The 17,972-nt window shown below is 43.5% G+C and carries 9 protein-coding genes; all 9 read left to right on the plus strand.

What is annotated here, in order from left to right; genetic code table 11:
- Window positions 1-44: 44 nt before the first annotated feature.
- The 9 genes from CJ305_RS10550 (at window position 45) to CJ305_RS10590 (ending at window position 17,971) form a co-directional block, all read left to right on the plus strand.
- Entirely contained in the window at window positions 45-2,843 is a 2,799-nt protein-coding gene (locus CJ305_RS10550) for a triple tyrosine motif-containing protein (protein ID WP_099646220.1), read from the plus strand.
- Between the two features lie 249 nt (window positions 2,844-3,092).
- Window positions 3,093-6,125 carry a SusC/RagA family TonB-linked outer membrane protein gene (locus tag CJ305_RS10555; protein WP_099646221.1) on the plus strand — a complete coding sequence of 1,011 codons (3,033 nt, stop codon included), beginning with the start codon at window positions 3,093-3,095 and terminating at the stop codon, window positions 6,123-6,125.
- Between the two features lie 10 nt (window positions 6,126-6,135).
- A complete protein-coding gene (locus CJ305_RS10560) occupies window positions 6,136-7,608 on the plus strand; it encodes a RagB/SusD family nutrient uptake outer membrane protein (protein ID WP_099646222.1) in 1,473 nt (490 codons plus the stop codon).
- Window positions 7,609-7,626: 18 nt separating this feature from the next.
- Window positions 7,627-9,774, plus strand: coding sequence for a hypothetical protein (locus CJ305_RS10565; RefSeq protein ID WP_099646223.1), 2,148 nt, complete (start codon window positions 7,627-7,629; stop codon window positions 9,772-9,774).
- Between the two features lie 17 nt (window positions 9,775-9,791).
- Window positions 9,792-11,459, plus strand: a complete 1,668-nt coding sequence (locus tag CJ305_RS10570) for a family 16 glycosylhydrolase (RefSeq protein ID WP_099646224.1) — start codon at window positions 9,792-9,794, stop codon at window positions 11,457-11,459.
- 111 nt (window positions 11,460-11,570) lie between these two features.
- A complete protein-coding gene (locus CJ305_RS10575; RefSeq protein ID WP_099646225.1) occupies window positions 11,571-12,341 on the plus strand; it encodes a glycoside hydrolase family 16 protein in 771 nt (256 codons plus the stop codon).
- Window positions 12,342-12,573: 232 nt separating this feature from the next.
- Window positions 12,574-15,702 (plus strand): glycoside hydrolase family 2 TIM barrel-domain containing protein, encoded by a 3,129-nt coding sequence (locus tag CJ305_RS10580; protein WP_099646226.1) that lies wholly within the window; start codon window positions 12,574-12,576, stop codon window positions 15,700-15,702.
- A 7-nt stretch (window positions 15,703-15,709) separates the two neighbouring features.
- Window positions 15,710-17,104, plus strand: coding sequence for an Ig-like domain-containing protein (locus tag CJ305_RS10585; RefSeq protein WP_099646227.1), 1,395 nt, complete (start codon window positions 15,710-15,712; stop codon window positions 17,102-17,104).
- Window positions 17,105-17,116: 12 nt separating this feature from the next.
- Window positions 17,117-17,971, plus strand: coding sequence for a glycoside hydrolase family 16 protein (locus CJ305_RS10590; protein WP_099646228.1), 855 nt, complete (start codon window positions 17,117-17,119; stop codon window positions 17,969-17,971).
- The last annotated feature ends 1 nt before the right edge of the window (window position 17,972 follow it).

A 17,972-nucleotide genomic window follows, 5' to 3' on the forward strand; every position in this document is an offset into this window, starting at 1 on the left:
AGTTAGCTTCGGTTTTAAGTATCTTGCTTTAAAACACTGCTTTGTTGAAATTTCTACATTTCATTTGTTGCTTTATACTCTTTCTGCCTCCCGTGATAGGGCAGGAGCTGCCTCCTGTGCAAAACTTTTCGCCTGAAGAATATGCCGCAGAGAATCAAAACTGGGCAATCACTCAGGGAGCTAATGATTTTATTTACGTAGCAAACAATTCGGGTTTGCTGGAATATGATGGCGCGCGCTGGCGTATTTACGATTCTCCTAATAAAACCATTATAAGAGCCGTTGAGACCAGTGGGGATCGCATTTATACAGGGGCTTATATGGAATTTGGCTACTGGGAGCCCGATCAAAAGGGACTTCTAGAGTATCATTCGTTAAGCCGAAAAGAAGAACTGCAACTGGTAGAAGATGAACAGTTCTGGAATATTTTTACCATTGATAATTTGGTTTTATTTCAGTCTTTAAACCGAATTTACAGCTACGATACACAGAATCAGAGTCTTGATATCTTTGCGCCGGAAGGGAACATTACTAAAGCATTCCGGATTGATAAATCGGTTTATTTTCAACTGGAAGGGCAGGGCCTTTTTCAGCTTCAGGAAGGAAAAGCAGTATTGATTTCAGAGGCTGAATTTTTAAAGAATGACGTTCTGGTTGGTTTTTTTAAAGAGGAAAGCCGATTTGTATTGATTACTGCACGATCCGGATTTTTTAGTCTTAAAAATGATGAAGTAATAAATATTCCCGTGCCTCAAAATGTTCAGGAGGTAGTAATTTATAGTTGCCAGAAGCTTAGGGACGGTTCACTGATGCTGGGTACCATCTCCTCAGGGCTTATGCATTTAGATCAAAACTTCACTTTCGATTACGTGCTGAATCAGCAGCGTGGTATCAGTAATAATACAGTGCTTTGTATTAAAGAAGATCGGGATGCTAACGTATGGTTGGGGCTTGACAATGGTATAAGTGTTATTAACAGCAGTACGGCTTTTAAAGTTTTTAGGGATAATGCCGGTAAGTTGGGCTCAGTCTATACCGCTGCCCGTATGGGAGACTATTTATACTTAGGTACCAATCAGGGATTATTTTACCGCACTATTCAGGATAAAGCAAATAATTACCAATTAATTTCCGGAACCAAGGGGCAGGTATGGAGTCTTAATAAACTGGGAGATGATCTGTTTTGTGGTCATCACGAAGGTACTTTTTTAGTAGATAAGGCGAGCGTAAGGCAAATTGCAAAAACACCGGGAACCTGGCAGATTCAATGGCTTGATAAGGCTCAGGGGCTTGCCATTCAGGGAAATTACAGTGGTCTTTATGTCTTGCAAAATACTGCAAACGGCTGGGAGCTGCGCAATAAGATTACCGGCTTTGACATTTCGAGTCGGTATTTTGGTCTGGGACCCAATCAGACAATTTATGTGAGTCACGAGTACAAAGGAGTTTTTAAAGTTTCGGTAAACGAAAATTTTACACAGGTTCGCAATTACAAATTAATCCCTGAATTACCGCCTGCAGAAAAAGCAGGTATTACCTCTTATAAAAATCGCTTGTTTTACGTGAGCAATGCGGGTGTTTATGAACTCAATGAACAGACCGAAACTTTTCAGATGGACATTCTGCTAACTAAGAGTTTTTTTGAAACTGGTAGTTATACTACGGGTAAACTTACCTATGACCCCGAGAATGATCGTTTGTGGGCTTTCAATTCACAGGAAATTAGTTATCTCAAGCCGGGTATTCTCGCGGATGAGTTTGAAATTAACCGTTTTGCCCTACCTGCGAAAGCACGTAGAGATATTCCGGGATTTGAGAATATTACCCCGGTAGGCACCAATGTCTATTTGCTGGGCAATTCTACCGGATATACGCTTTTTGACCTCAACGAGGCTCGTGAGGAAGCATTTACCATTCGATTACGGAGTATCGAGAACGGTACCCGGGACGGAAAGTTGCAATACATCAATCAGAATCTAGAAGAGACATTTGCTAACGAGCAGTCTAATTTTCGGTTTATGTTTAGCGTTCCGCAATATGATAAATTTCGTGCTGTGGTCTATCAGTACCGTCTAAAGGGCTATTACGAGGAGTGGTCTGCCTGGTCACCCGAAGCTCAGGTTTCTTATGAGAACCTTCCTTATGGAGACTATGTTTTTGAAGTGCGGGCGCGCATTGGTGAAGCCTATTCTGAGAATACGCTCAGCTATCCGTTTAGAATCAAACGCCCCTGGTATTTATCTATACTGGCCATTGCTTCTTATGTTGTTTTGGGGCTATTGCTCTTGACAGGAATTCAGATGTATAACCGCCGCCACTACCAGAAACAAAAACAGCGGCTCATCGAGATTAATAACCGTAAAATTGAACTGGCCAATTCTGAAAAGCAGCGGGAAATTATCAGGCTTGAGAATGAAAAACTTCAGCAGGATGTAGATAGTAAGAGTAGAGAACTCGCTGCCTCTACAATGAATCTGGTTAAGAAAAATGAGCTGCTGAATACCATTAAAAAGGAATTGGAACAGGCAGAACAAAAAAACACCAAATCGGTTATTAAAATCATAGATAACAATCTGGATCCTAAAAAAGATTGGGAGTTTTTTAAAGAGGCCTTCAATAATGCTGATAAAGACTTCTTAAAGAAGATCAAACGCCTGCATCCCAAGCTCACTCCTAATGATCTTAAACTATGTGCATACCTGCGCTTAAATTTGACTTCCAAAGAAATCGCTCCCTTACTCAACATTTCGGTACGCAGCGTAGAAATTAAAAGATATCGTTTGCGTAAAAAAATGGATTTAGAGCGTGAAGATGGCCTTGTTGAGTATATACTTTCCATCTAATACACCTATACAAGTTAGATATACAACTCAACATTACCTATACAAAAAGCTGTAATGTGGTGTTTTTGAACGTTTTTCGATTGCATGTCCTTAATTTTAACATCTGTGCTTAAGCCTTGTAGCGAAAGCGTTTGCGTTGAGTTTTTCTCAGTTATACCTGTAGATGTTTGACTTGTTGATTTTTTGTAAAGGCAGGTTTTAAGGAATTGTTAATACTTGCGGGTAGATTTGATTTCAAATTAAACATTTATGAGATCAATATTATCCTTTGTGGTTCTTGTTTTGTTTTCATCGGGGCTTCTTGCACAAACCGGTGACCCAATTCAGGCATCAGGAACAGTGACAGATATGACGGGAATGCCACTTCCCGGGGTTAATGTTATTGTAAAAGGAACTTCAAGAGGTACCAGTACAAATTTTGACGGTGAATTTAGCCTCTCGGTTCCGCAATCAGGCACACTGGTTTTTTCGTATTTGGGTTTTCAACCTAAAGAAGTAGTCGTTACAAGTGCCGGTCCAATCACCGTTCAATTAGTAGAAGACGCCAGTGCCTTAGAAGAGGTGGTGGTAATTGGGTACGGTACACAAACCCGTAAAGAAGTTACCGGAGCCGTTGCTGTGGTAGGTTCTGAAACTATCGAAGAACAGAATCCGGTACGTATAGAACAGGCGCTACAGGGTCGTGTTGCCGGGGTTAACATCAGCTCAACTTCAGGTTCTCCGGGGAGTGCTTCAACCATTAACATTAGGGGTATATCTACTAATGGGGATAACCGCCCTCTTATTTTGGTTGATGGGGCAAGAATTGAAGATTTAAGTGTCTTAAATCCAAATGATATTGAAAGTATCAATATTTTAAAAGATGCCACAGCTGGTATTTATGGGGTTTTAGCAGCAAACGGGGTGATTCTGATTACGACTAAAACCGGTCGTAAAAACAGCGATCTTCGTGTAAATGTAGATTCCTATGTAGGCTTGCAGGAAACTACTCGTAAGTTGCCGGTTTTAAACGCTACTGAATATGGCGCAATTATTAATGAAGCTTTTGTAGCCGGTAATCAGGCTCCGCCATTCCCCAACCTAAGAAATTTAGGTATGGGAACCGACTGGCAGGATCAGGTATTTAGACAAGCCCTACTTTCCGATGTTAACGCAACAGCTTATGCAGGTGGCGAAAAATCTGCATACTCCATCGGTCTGGGTTATTTAGATCAGGATGGTATCGTTGGCGGCAGCGCAGCAAACTTTGAGCGATTTACCGGTCGCGGAAGCTATAGTCTCGATATTACCGATAATCTTAAATTTAAAGCTTCAGGTATTTACACCAATTCAAACCGAAGTACCCTGCTTGAAAATGTACTGGGATCGGTACTTTTCAACGCTGTAAATATGGATCCTACCAAGCCGGTTTATGATGCCAACGGTGATTTTACCCTGGCTACCGGTTTAGGAAACGAGGTGATCAATCCGGTTGCTCAGATAGCCAATACGTTTAATCGTACTCAGGTGGACAAAATAACGGGGAGCGTAGGATTGTCCTATGAGTTCTTTGATAATTTTAAAATTGAATCGAACTACCAGTTCAACTATTCTGAAGTGCGCAATCGCGCTTTTACACCCTCCGGACTCTTTTACGGAGATGGTAAGGTGTTTAACAATATAGGGGTTAATCAATATTTTGTAAACGATAGTTTCTTTAGAGATTACACCTGGGATAACTTATTGACCTATACCAATACCATTGCAGACGATCATAATATCACCGCCCTGCTTGGCACATCTGCCTTCAGAACCAGTGGAGAATTTTACAACTTTACCGGACGTGGTGTACCAGGGAACACCTTTGCAGAGGCAACACTTAACGGAGCAGAAGAGGTCATTGATGCGCGCGATATTAATGGTCCTGCTGAATTTGATCAACGTTTGCTGTCCTATTTTGCGCGTCTGCAATATGGATTTAAAGAGAAATACCTGTTTTCAGCATTAGTAAGGCGGGACGGCTCTTCAAATTTTGGACCTGAAAATAAATTTGGAACATTTTACTCCTTATCAGGAGGTTGGGTAATAAGTGAAGAAGCCTTTTTTGATAGTGAGCTTGTCAATTTCGCCAAATTTAGAGGGAGTTACGGTAGCTTAGGTAATGATAGAATAGGAGCTTTTGGATTTGTATCTACACTTAATGGTGAAGGAACTTATGTTTTTGATAATGAGTTGGTAAACGGTGTTGCCGTAGGAAGACTTTCAAATCCGGAAATCAAATGGGAAAGCCAAAAGTCTTATGACATAGGGCTTGATTTAGAATTATTCAATTCTGCCGTAAAAATAACAGCAGATTATTTCAACAAACGTACTGAAGATCTATTATTAACTCCTCAGGTATCAGGGATATTGGGAGTAAGTGCTCCGGGAGCCGGTGCACCCATTGTAAATGCAGGTAGCGTTGAAAATAAAGGTTTTGAGTTTTCAATCAACTACAATCAGATCATCAGCGATGATGCCGATTTTAATATTGGTTATAACCTGACTACTCTTAAGAATGAGGTGCTTCAGGTAGGTAATGAAAGTGGTTTTATACCCGGCGGTGCTTTTGGTTTTGGCCAGGAGGCTCCAGCACGTATGAAGGCCGGTTTCCCAATAGGTTACTTCTACGGTTTACAAACCAACGGTATTTTCCAAACTCAGGCAGAAGTTGATGCACACGCTACACAGGCAAATGCAGTGCCGGGAGACTTACGCTATGTTGACCAAAATGGCGACGGAGTTATTGACGGGGACGACCGTATAAATATTGGTGACCCAATCCCGGATGTTACTATGGGACTTAATTTAGGTTTCAATTATAAGAACTTTGACTTTACGGCTTATGCCTATGCGTCAATAGGTAATGATATTGTAAGGGCTTACGACCGTAATCAAAACCTGACCAATAAAACCAACTATGTTTTAAACCGTTGGATTGGTCCCGGTTCTACAGATACCTATCCTCGTGTGACTATTGGGCCTAACTCAAACCTGCTGTTTTCTGATTTTTATGTGGAAGATGGTTCGTATTTGAGATTACAAAACGTGCAGTTGGGATATAGTTTAGGAAGTGATGTTATAGAGCAGTTGGGAATTAGCAAATTGCGTTTTTACGTGGCTGTCGCTAATGCCTTTACACTTACCGAATATCAGGGCTTTGATCCTTCTGCATCTTCAGGAGCTCCTATTGGAGGTGGTATTGATCAGGGATTCTACCCGGTACCACGCATCTATACAGCCGGACTTAACTTCAAATTTTAAAAGAAGAGCGATGAAAACTAAAAACATATATAAAATACTAATTGGGTGTTTTACATCATTGGCCCTGCTTTCCTGCGGTGACGATTTTGTAGACGTAGATCCTATAAACACAAACTCTGAAGACTATTTCAATACTCCGGAAGAGTATGAACTGGCTTTGGTAGGTGCCTATGATTTATTACAGGCCACGTATCTGAATGTTATGGTAGGAGAAATTGCTTCCGACAATACCCTTGCGGGTGGTGAAAGCGCTACCGATACTCCCGGAATACAGGAGATTGATGATATGACCCATACTCCGGTTAATCAGCAATTGCGGGATATCTGGGGATGGATGTTTAGCGGGGTAAACCGTGCTAATTATATTCTGGAGTTTCAGGATAAAATTGATTTTGAAGGCAAAAATGAAATCATTGCTCAGGCCCGTTTTTTAAGAGCCTATTACTATTTTGAATTGGTGAAATGGTTTGGTGATGTGCCGCTCGCTGTTGATCGTAGATTGCTGTTTGGAGATCAGTTTAGTGTAGATCGCACTCCGGCTTCAGAAGTGTATGCTCAGATTGAGCAGGACTTGATTTTTGCTGCCGACAACCTGCCTGCTACTCAGGCTCAGGAAGGACGTATCACGAGTGGAGCTGCCCGTGCGCTTTTAGGCAAAGCTTACCTGTATCAGGACAAATTTACCGAAGCAGCTAACGCGCTTGATCAGGTGATCGCAGGGCCTTATGATTTGCTTGATGATTATTCGATTTTATTTCTTCAGGAAGGCGAAAACAGCGTGGAGTCTGTGTTTGAAGTACAGTATACCGATAAGGAAGGGGCTGGTTTTGGATGCTTACAGTGTAGTGAAGGTAACGTAGCTGTAGGATTTAATGGTATCCGTAATTATTCAGGTCCCGAATTTGATAGCGGTTTTAGTTTTAACGTCCCCGTTGCCGAAGCTTACAATGCTTTTGAACCTGGAGATACCCGTCAGGATAATGCGATTTTAGATATCGAAGCCTTTGCGGCACGTACCGGAGCAACCTATAATGAAGGTTACGAGCATACGGGTTATTTCAACCGTAAATACTTGCCACGTAAAGGTGATGCTAATATAGGTGATGCAAACCTGACGAACCCAAACAATTATCGGTCTATTCGTTTTGCAGACGTATTGCTTATGGCTGCAGAAGCGCATAATCGTAAGGCGAATCCCAACGATGTTCTGGCCCAGGAATATTTAAACCGCGTAAGACGCAGAGCTTTTGGCGATCTGGACCACGATATCGTGGCAACCGGTGCGGCATTAACGGAGTTTATCTATGCCGAGCGCAGACTAGAGCTGGTAGGTGAAGGACATCGTTTCTTCGACCTGGTTCGTACCGGTCGTGCGGCAGATGAAATACCCGGCTTTACACCTAATAAAAACGAATTATTCCCCATCCCGTCAATCGAGATTGAATTGGCCGGAAACCGATGGGAACAAAATCAAGGATACTAATTAATACACCAGAATACGATGAAAATTTTTAAACTTTTAGTGTTAGTTCTTACGGCAGTGACTGCGTTTACCGCCTGTGAGGATGATATCATCACCAACTATGCTTTTGATGATATTTCTGCTCCTCAAAATTTAAAAGCAAACTTTGAGGTAACTCAGGATGACTCAGGTGTGGTAAACATTACCCCTGTGGGTGAAGGTGCTTCAACCTTTACGGTTTATTCCGGAATTGAAGGAGATACGCCTGTAACCATTAACGCCGGCGAGACTGTAAGTTTTACTTACCTCGAAGGAGAATACGTGGTGCGCATTGTTGCTACCGGGGCTACCGGTCTTACTAGTGAGTATAATCAAAACCTGATAATTTCTTTTACCGCTCCAGAAAACCTGAGTTTTGAGACTTCGGTAAGCGGTCTTAAACTTACAGTAACTCCTGAAGCCACAGATGCTTCGCAGTTTGACGTGTACTTTGGTCTTGGGGATGATGAAGAGCCGGTAACAATTATGCCTGGTGAATCTGCAGTTTATGAGTATTTAGAAGCCGGAACATACGATATTAGAGTAGTTGCACGTGCAGCTTCGGTTGAAACTATAGAACTTACCAAATCTGTTGAAGTAGCAGGAGCAGTTGATCCCATTGTAATGCCAATTACGTTTGACAATCCTGATGTGAATTACGAATTTGTAACCTTTAACGGAGCTTCTTTTCAAGTGGTAACTAATCCAGACCTTTCCGGAGCTAATACTGCAGAAACAAATGTAGGAGCTATTACAAATAGTGGAGCACAATTTGAAGGTGGAACATTTAATTTAGGAACTCCTGTCGACTTTAGCGGTGCAGATAAAACCATCACCATGAAGTTTTGGTCAGATACTCCTACTTCCATACTCCTGAAATTTGAAGGTGGTGTAAACGGAGAACGTCAGAATGAGATTTCTAAACCTCACAGCGGTACAGGCTGGGAAGAGCTAAGCTTTGATTTTGGCTCTGAGGCTATTAAAAGTTATATAGATGGAAGTCAGGGAGTAGGTGAGCCTTTTGTACCTACCGGTCAGTATGCCTCAATGGTAATCTTTGTGGACGGGCCCGGTACCCTGGCCGGAACCTTCTACATTGATGACATCGAGCAAACGGGAGGTTTGACCAGCCCGCAAGCTGCTGCTCCAACTCCAGATAAGCCAGAGAGCGGAGTTATTTCCATGTTCAGCAATGCCTACACCAATATTGACATGGCAACCTGGAGAACAGATTGGTCTGCTGCTACGCTAGAAGAATCTGCCATTAATGGAAATGACGTTAAGATTTATTCGGGGCTGAATTTTGTAGGTGCCGAACCCGTAGCTCCAATCGACGCGACTCAAATGACACACTTCAGAACAGATATCTGGACAAATGGCGCTACTACCTTTAGAATTAAACTTGTTGATTTTGGTGCCAATGGAACATTTGACGGTGGCGATGATACGGAGCACGAGGTTGTAATTGAAAATCCGTCACAGGCAGAGTGGGTAACTTTAGACATTCCATTAGCTGATTTTACAGGTCTTCAAAATCGTGGCCATATCTCGCAACTCATTTATTCTGCTGCTCCTGCCGGTGAAGCAACCGTATACATTGACAACGTATTTTTCTATGATGCTAATGCTTCAGCTCCAGATAGTCCGCAAAATGCGGCACCTGCACCTACATTCCCGGAAGCAAATGTTCTTTCACTCTTTAGCGATGCCTATTCAGATGTAGCAATGGCAACATGGAGAACTGACTGGTCATCAGCGACACTAGAGGACATAACTGTTGCAGGTAATGCTGTTAAGAAATATTCTGCATTAAATTTTGTTGGAGCAGAGCCTACCGCGCCTATTGATGCTACCAGTATGACGCATTTCCGCACGGATATCTGGACTGGTGATGCAACTCAAATCCGCATAAAGCTGGTTGATTTTGGTCCTAACGGAAGCTTTGATGGGGGCGATGACAGCGAGCACGAGATCACGCTCAATTTTGATAACGGAGATTTTGTACGCAACAGCTGGGTAACCTTAGATATTCCCCTTGCAGATTTTACAGGACTGGCTGCACGTGAGCATATCGCACAGTTGATTTACTCTGCAGGTCCTGCAGGTGCAGCAACCGTGTATGTTGATAATGTTTATTTCCATAACTAGGAATTAAAAAATAATCTATGAAAGCTATTTTAAAACTATTCACGGTAATGAGTTTGTTCCTGACTTTTAGTTGTCAGGACGACGACGCGACTTTAGAGTCGGTCGCTGTGCCTCAAAATCTCACCGTGTCTACAGATATTACGACAGATGGGTCGGGTAATGTAACCTTTACCGCAACTGCAGATAATGCAATTACGTATCGGTTTATATTTCCTGACGGGTCTTCAGACGTTGCGCCTAGCGGTGTGTATACTAAACGTTTTACCAAAACCGGTTTAAATACCTATACGGTAACTGTTATTGCATACGGGCAGGCCGGGGTAAGTACTTCACAACTCATCGAAATTGAGGTAGAAAGTGATTTTTCTGATCTTGATGCGATTGAGCTGTTAACAGGATATAATCCCGCGAGCGGAAGTCCTTCCACCAAAACCTGGTACTGGGCGGCAGATGTGCCTAACCATTTGGGTGTAGGGCCAAACAACGATGATCTAAGCCAAAACTACTTTTGGGCGTTCTTCTCGTTTACCGATCCTTTTGCCCTGAACTTTGATGCTGCGAGCTGTGCTTATGATGACGAATTCATTTTTAGCACTACAAATGGTGAAAATCTAAATTACCTGTATGACAACAACGGGGCTACCTTCTTTAACAGAAGTTATGCCAGCGTAGCAGGCGGTACTTCACCAGACGACCAGTGTTATGAGTTTGATACAACTTCAGGTGGTACACAGACTGTTACTTTAGGTCCTTCAGAATCGGTAGTAGCTCCGGAGCGGAAGCGTGGAACGGTGATGACCTTTAACGACGGTGGTTTTATGGGCTATTATATTGGGACTACCCGATATGAAATTCTCTCAATTACCGAAAATCGTATGGTTACCCGTGCCATTCAGGGTAATGATGATTTCTTGGCCTGGTATCAAATATTTACGTCCACTAAACCTGTTCAGAATACGGGTCCGGTAGCCGAAGAAGACAATTTTCCTAATCTGCTTTGGTCAGACGAGTTTGATACTGATGGTGCTCCAAGTGCAGCAAACTGGACTTACGATATTGGCGTAGGTCAGGCCGGCTGGGGTAATAATGAAGAGCAGTACTATACAGACCGTCCTGAAAACGTGATTGTTGAAGACGGAATGCTTAAAATCACGGCAAAGCGTGAGGAGTTTAATGGTCAGCCGTTTACCTCCGCGCGTATTAAGTCTGAAGGTCTACAGGAATTCACTTTTGGTAGAGTAGAGGTGAGAGCCAAATTACCTACCGGTGTGGGTACCTGGCCTGCAATCTGGATGCTGGGAGCAGACTACCAGACCAATGCCTGGCCTGCAGCCGGAGAGATTGATATTATGGAGCACGTAGGTCGTGAGCAAAATACCGTCTTCTCAACCCTGCATTTCCCGGAAAACTTTGGAGCAAATGGAGTAAGTGAAAGCACAACCGTGCCTACCGCTTCAACCGAGTTTCACGTGTATGCAACCGAATGGACAGAGACGCAAATTCGCTTTTATGTAGATGACGAACTCTACCACATTTTTGAGAACGATTCGAGCAAGCCTTATGACAAGGACTTCTTTGTAATCCTCAATGTGGCTATGGGTGGAAACTTTGGAGGTGCTGTTGATGCCGGTTTCCAGGAATCAAGTATGGAAGTAGATTACGTACGCGTTTATCAGCGTGACTGATAAGAATACAGAATCCTAACAGATTCTCATTTTTTGAATTAAACGAAAAATAGAAAGCGCTCCCCAAACGGTTTTTATCTGCTGAGGAGCGTTTTTTTATGGACTAATTTTATGAAAACACTACACTTAAATCTGATTATCGCTTTGCTTACGGCTTATAGCGGTATCTGCCAAAACCAGAAATTGGTTTGGGCCGAAGAATTTGACGGACAAAGCCTGGATGAGTCATCCTGGAATTACGAACTGGGCGATGGCTGTCCCAATCTGTGTGGCTGGGGTAATAACGAGCGGCAGATTTACACCAAAGAGAACCACCGCCTTGAAGATGGTAAATTGATTATCACCGCAAAAAAAGACGGAGATACTTATACGTCTACACGTATAACTACTAAAGACAAGCACGAGTTTCAATACGGGCGTATGGAAACCCGCGCCAAATTACCCGTAGGTCACGGCCTGTGGCCTGCGTTCTGGATGCTGGGTGCAAACATCAGCGAAGTGGGCTGGCCGGCTTGTGGCGAGATCGATATTCTGGAGTATGTAGGTCGTGAACCCGGCGAGATTTTCACTTCGTTACATACCCCAGATAGTCACGGCAATACCATTAACACCAAAAAGACACAATTTCCGGGTATCGAAGATGCCTATCATGTGTATGCTGCAGAATGGTCTCCTGAAAAAATAGACTTTTTTGTTGACGATCAACTGGTGTACACCTTCAATCCTGAAGATAAAACAGAAGCCATTTGGCCTTTTGACCAACCCTTCTATTTTATACTGAATTTGGCCATTGGCGGAAACTTTGGCGGGCCTGAGGTAGACGATACAATTTTCCCGCAGGAGTTTAGTATAGATTACGTGCGGGTTTACGAGCTGGAATAGGGCATACAAAACATAAAATGAGCTTTAAAAAGCATCAGGAATACCTGAAAATCAACGAAAGCAAAAATTTTAACATTTGATGGAAACTCGCTGGTTATAACGTTTGCGAAGTGTTTTGATCATTTTACGGGTATGAGCGATTAGAAAACCTGTTCAAACCCCTGAAATAAAGGAAATAAGAGCATTTAAAAGTTTAAATTTAAAAGGATAACAGGGCTAATACTATGTATTTATGATTTACAAAAAACTACTTGCGCTGGCTATTGTATTGTACAGTTCCGCATTAATCAGTCAGACTCAGCGAGTCATGGTTGATAAGAATGCGGGAGGTATGCAATTGCTGGTAGAAGGCAAACCATTTATGATAAATGGAATGAACTGGGATTACTTTCCCATAGGTACTAACTTTTCATACAGTCTGTGGAATCAGTCTGATGATATTATCAAGGCTGCGCTCGATTCAGAGATGGGGCTTCTCAAAAATATGGGAGTCAATGTGGTACGCCAGTACACCGGCATTCAGCCGCGATGGATTACCTATATCTATGACAACTACGGTATTTACACCATGCTTAACCATTCTTTTGGGCGCTATGGTCTTACCCTAAACGGGGAATGGGTCCCCAATACTGAATATGCCAATCCCTTGACTCAGAAGTTATTGCTTGAGGAAGTGACTGAAATGACTGCGAAATACAAAAACACACGCGGTCTTTTGATGTTCCTTTTGGGTAATGAAAATAACTACGGCCTGTTTTGGGACGGTGCAGAGACCGAAGATATTCCGTTTGAAGATCGCAAGTCTACTGTGCGTGCCGAAGCTATGTATAAATTGTTTAACGAGGCTGCTGTGGCGATGAAAGCGATTGATGCCGATCATCCCATTGCAATGTGTAACGGGGATTTGTTGTTTCTCGAAATCATCAAACAGGAATGTAAAGACGTAGACATTTTTGGTACAAACGTGTATCGCGGAATGTCTTTTGGCGATGCATTCACCCGTGTGCGAGACGAACTCAATATGCCCATTATGTTTACCGAGTTTGGTTCGGATGCGTTTAATGCAATCGAAAATCAGGAGGATCAGGAAGCTCAGGCCAAATACCTTAAAAGCAACTGGGAAGAAATTTATGCCAATGCTTCTGGTATGGGTAAAGCCGGTAACTCAATAGGAGGTTTTACCTTTCAGTTTAGTGATGGCTGGTGGAAATACGGTCAGACCGAAAATCTTTCGGTGCACGACAACAACGCATCCTGGTCTAACGGGGGTTACGCGTTTGATTTCCGCGATGGCGAAAATAATATGAACGAAGAGTGGTTTGGCATTTGTGCCAAAGGACCTACTAACGAGCGCGGACTCTACGATCTGTATCCGCGTGCCGCCTATTATGTATTAAAAGAGGCGCATAGTCTGAATCCCTATTCTGGCGGAATGACTGCCGAAAGTATTTCAACCGCCTTTAAGGATATCGAAGTCATGGACGCGGTACTTCGTGCGCGTGGCGATAAAGCGGCTTTGGGTGTGGAGCTCAACAGCAAAGTGCGACTCAGCAACCTAAGAGCCGAATTCACCACCTTTAACACCGGCGGAAGCCTCATTACGACTCCCCGTGATGCAGATCCAGAAGCGATGATGTACCCCGATGAGCTGGGCTTTGACCACATGCAATCGTATTATGTGGGTGTGGAAGGGAATCCTACTGCCAATATGCGTGCAGAAGTGAATTTTAACATCGTGGGTAATGTGGCTGAAAATCCCATAGATGAGATTTTCTACGAAAACCGGGCCCGCGCGAGACGCTTTTTGAGTCCTGACGGCACCGTCGATGTCACCGATGTAAATCGTGTACAGGTCTATAGCGCCGAATACGAGTGGAATGCTGAATATTTTGACTTACGCGGATTCTACCGTACCGGGCATTACCACTGGGGTTACGAGGGCGACTTCTTCGGTCTCTATCCCGAAGCCAATTACGGGCCTAACCTCGATATCTACAACGGGGAGATTTTAGGTTTTGAAGTTGATGGTAAAAAAGCGCTTAAAGACTTTAAAGTAGCCTTTGGTCCTCAATTGTGGTGGGGCGCAAACCCGGCTGTTTTCCTTAAATATTACAAGCAGTTCAAAAACTTTGATGTAGCTGCCATCTATCACGAAGATATTGACGATTACGGGGTCACCGTAAGTTCGATAGCGATTCCGCAGCCTAAAACCAGACGCGTAACCCTTCAGGGTAAAACTACACTTGGTAAATTTGGTTTTGAAGCCGGAGCCATCTGGGCAGGTCAGCCGCTTAACGGGCGCGAATTTCAGGTAGTACGCGGCGATAACCCCGATAATTACATTGTGTATACAGACAAGGTAAATTCAATGGATAACTGGGGAGGTAAAGCAAAAATAACGTTCTCAAGTGGTCCTGTAAACTGGTATGCGCAGGGATCGGCGATGGGTCTTGTAGCCCGCAGCGGTTTTGATCAAACCCAGACTTTTACCGGCTGGAGATTGAAAGATGTAGGAGGGGGGAATATTACCAATTTCCTTTCCGGTTTTACCTATCTCACCGGTAACTGGACGCTTGCACCTAATTTTCTGTGGCAAAAACCTTTGGTGGAAGCCATTCCGAACGACGCGCCTGCTCCGGCACGTTTGCGTAACATTCAGGACGATCCGTTTTCAGTGCGTGAAAACCGGGAAACCGTTGCAGGTGAATTCCTGCTCACCTATGACCCTACACCGGGAACCTGGATGTACGCCTGGGATAACGATGAGATGGAAGACGCAAAATTTGCCTTCAACGCCGGTTTTGTGTATTGGCATTTACCCACAACAATGGATGCTGCGATTGGCTTTCTGGGTAACCGTACTTCATTTGCTTTTCCCAACTCCGTACCGGCAGAAGATTTATGGGAATTCAACACCCGTATCGTTTCAAAAGCTGCACCTAATCTTGGCCTTATCGCCAATATGTATGTGGGTAATGCTCAGGCTCGCGGTAGCGATCCACGGTTGATTGAGCGCGTAGGTGGGGACATCCGGGTGATCTATAACAAGTTTAAGTTTATTCACTCCTTTAAGATTAATGACTGGGGTCCTTATGATTACCATCGCGATTTTAACCTGACCTTCCCGGTGCAGTTGATGCTTGATGTATCAACCACTTTAGGCAAACCCAGCTGGTTTATTTTGCCCAATACCCGCATAGGTGTCCGCGGAACCTGGCGCTCGCTTAATGAGTTTTCAAACCGTTATGCACCGCTGCAGGGAGAAGAATTTGCTACCGAACCCACGATTAGTCCGGTAGGTTTTCCTGACGGAAACGAATGGGAAATCAGAACATACATACATATCAACATTGGTAAATAGAGAGATGATGAAAACGAACTTATATAAACTCATATGCACAGGTATTTTAATAGGTTTAACCGCCTGTGACAGACCCCTGTCTGACGATGTTGAATTTGCAACCTATGCCAGCAACGGTGACGTTTTTCTGGATGGTTTTACCGCCGGCTTGAATTACTTTCCGTTTGAAGGATCAAAACTTGATGCCTTTACGGTAGATTCAGAAGTCAGTTACGACGGTGAAGCTTCTATGCGCTTTGATGTACCCAATTTCGGAGATCCGGGAGGTGCTTATGCGGGAGCTATTTTCCCTACTGATAGTCCGCGTGACCTTTCGGGTTATGACGCCCTTACCTTTTGGGCGAAAGCAACAAAGGCAGCGACTATAAACGAGATCGGCTTTGGTAATAATTTTGGCGAAAATAAATTTTTGGTAACCAAAACCAATCTGCGCGTCAGTACCAATTGGGTAAAATACATTATCCCGATTCCAGATCCGTCGAAACTCATCGCTGAAAGCGGCCTCTTTTGGTACTCTGAGGGTCCTGAAGATGGTGACGGCTACACCTTTTGGGTTGATGAAGTACAATTTGAAAAACTGAATACAGTTGCTCAGCCCAGACCGGCTATTCTAAACGGTGAGGATGTAGAGCAAAGTACATTTACAGATCTTACCATTCCTGTTACCGGTCTTACCCAAACCTTTAATCTGGCAAACGGAGTAAATCAAACGGTAAATGCCGCTCCCGGTTATTTTACGTTTGAAACCTCAAACCCCGGTGTAGCTTTAGTCAATGAGCAGGGCGTGGTAACTACCCTAAATGAGGGTACTGCAGTCATTACCGCTTTAGTAGGTGGTGTGCGTGCGGCTGGTTCGCTCACGCTCAATGTGGGAGGAGCTTTTGAATTGGCTCCCACACCCACTCGCCCCGCAGCAAATGTGATTTCGGTGTATAGTGATGCCTATACCAATGTAAATATCGATTTCTACAATGGTTTTTTTGAGCCTTTCCAAACCACTTTGGGAGGAGATGATTTAAACATCAACGGCAATCGTATTATCAATTATACCGATTTCAATTTCGTAGGAATCCAATTTGGCCGCGTAAATGCTTCAGCGATGACCAGTTTACACATTGATCTGTACATCCCTGAAGGTATAAATCTAAATGCGAATAGCTTTATAGATATTGAATTACAGGATTACGGCAGTGATGCTGTGACCGGAGGAGGAGACGACACGGTATCCCGTATAAAAATAACTGCAGACCGCCTGGAAACCGGGCAGTGGATTACGCTCGATATTCCGCTTTCAGACTTTACAGCACTTACCACGCGCACCAATTTAGGACTTATTCTTTTTCAGGGCAGTGCAGAAATAAACGAATTGCTCGTGGATAATATTTACTTCTATACCGAATAAAAAAATAGGATTATGAAAGATAAAAAACGATTTATACCGATGCTTCGGGTTTCCAAATCGAAACTTGCCCTGCTCGCTGTTGTATTTGCTTTTGCGGCTTGTGACACCAGTGAAGAGCAAACAGTGGCTGTTTTTGAAGATTTGGTACTCGAAGATAACTTTGATCAGGATGGCGCGCCAGACGCTTCCATCTGGAACTACGATATTGGAACCGGTGAAAACGGCTGGGGTAACAACGAACTTCAGTATTACACCAGTCGCAGTGAGAATGTAAGCGTGCAAAACGGCTACCTGCTTATTACCGCCCGGAAAGAGAATTTTCAGGGTTCAGGGTACACCTCCGCTCGTTTGCTGACCAAAGGTAAATTTGAAAACACCTATGGCCGTTATGAAGCGCGAATTAAACTGCCTTATGGGCAGGGAATCTGGCCAGCATTCTGGCTTCTGGGTTCTGACATTCCAGGTGAAATTTGGCCACAGATAGGCGAAATAGACATTATGGAATACCGTGGGCAGGAACCTACCGTAGTCTTAGGTACCGTTCATGGGCCGGGCTATTCAGCCGGGCAATCCATTTCCAAGCGTTACGAATTGCAGGGCGACCGTTTTGATACCGGTTTTCACATATTTGGTATTGAATGGGGACCTGAATACATCAACTTTTATGTAGATGACGTACTCTATAATCAGATCACTCCAGAAGATGTTCCCGGCGAATGGGTCTTCAATCACGATTTTTACATCATTCTTAACCTCGCCGTGGGTGGAAGCTTTGTAGGCTCACCCAATGCAGAAACCGTATTCCCACAAACCATGCTTGTTGATTACGTACGCGTATACGAAAGCAATGGACAACGAAACTTTTAAA

This window comes from Leeuwenhoekiella nanhaiensis (genome assembly GCF_002744755.1).
Classification (GTDB): Bacteria; Bacteroidota; Bacteroidia; order Flavobacteriales; family Flavobacteriaceae; genus Leeuwenhoekiella; species Leeuwenhoekiella nanhaiensis.

Excerpts from the sequence above, each read along its gene's own strand:
- CJ305_RS10555 (WP_099646221.1), top strand. The coding sequence starts at position 3,093 with ATGAGATCAATATTATCCTTTGTGGTTCTTGTTTTGTTTTCATCGGGG.
- CJ305_RS10560 (WP_099646222.1), top strand. The coding sequence starts at position 6,136 with ATGAAAACTAAAAACATATATAAAATACTAATTGGGTGTTTTACATCA.
- CJ305_RS10565 (WP_099646223.1), top strand. The coding sequence starts at position 7,627 with ATGAAAATTTTTAAACTTTTAGTGTTAGTTCTTACGGCAGTGACTGCG.
- CJ305_RS10570 (WP_099646224.1), top strand. The coding sequence starts at position 9,792 with ATGAAAGCTATTTTAAAACTATTCACGGTAATGAGTTTGTTCCTGACT.
- CJ305_RS10575 (WP_099646225.1), top strand. The coding sequence starts at position 11,571 with ATGAAAACACTACACTTAAATCTGATTATCGCTTTGCTTACGGCTTAT.
- CJ305_RS10580 (WP_099646226.1), top strand. The coding sequence starts at position 12,574 with ATGATTTACAAAAAACTACTTGCGCTGGCTATTGTATTGTACAGTTCC.
- CJ305_RS10585 (WP_099646227.1), top strand. The coding sequence starts at position 15,710 with ATGAAAACGAACTTATATAAACTCATATGCACAGGTATTTTAATAGGT.
- CJ305_RS10590 (WP_099646228.1), top strand. The coding sequence starts at position 17,117 with ATGAAAGATAAAAAACGATTTATACCGATGCTTCGGGTTTCCAAATCG.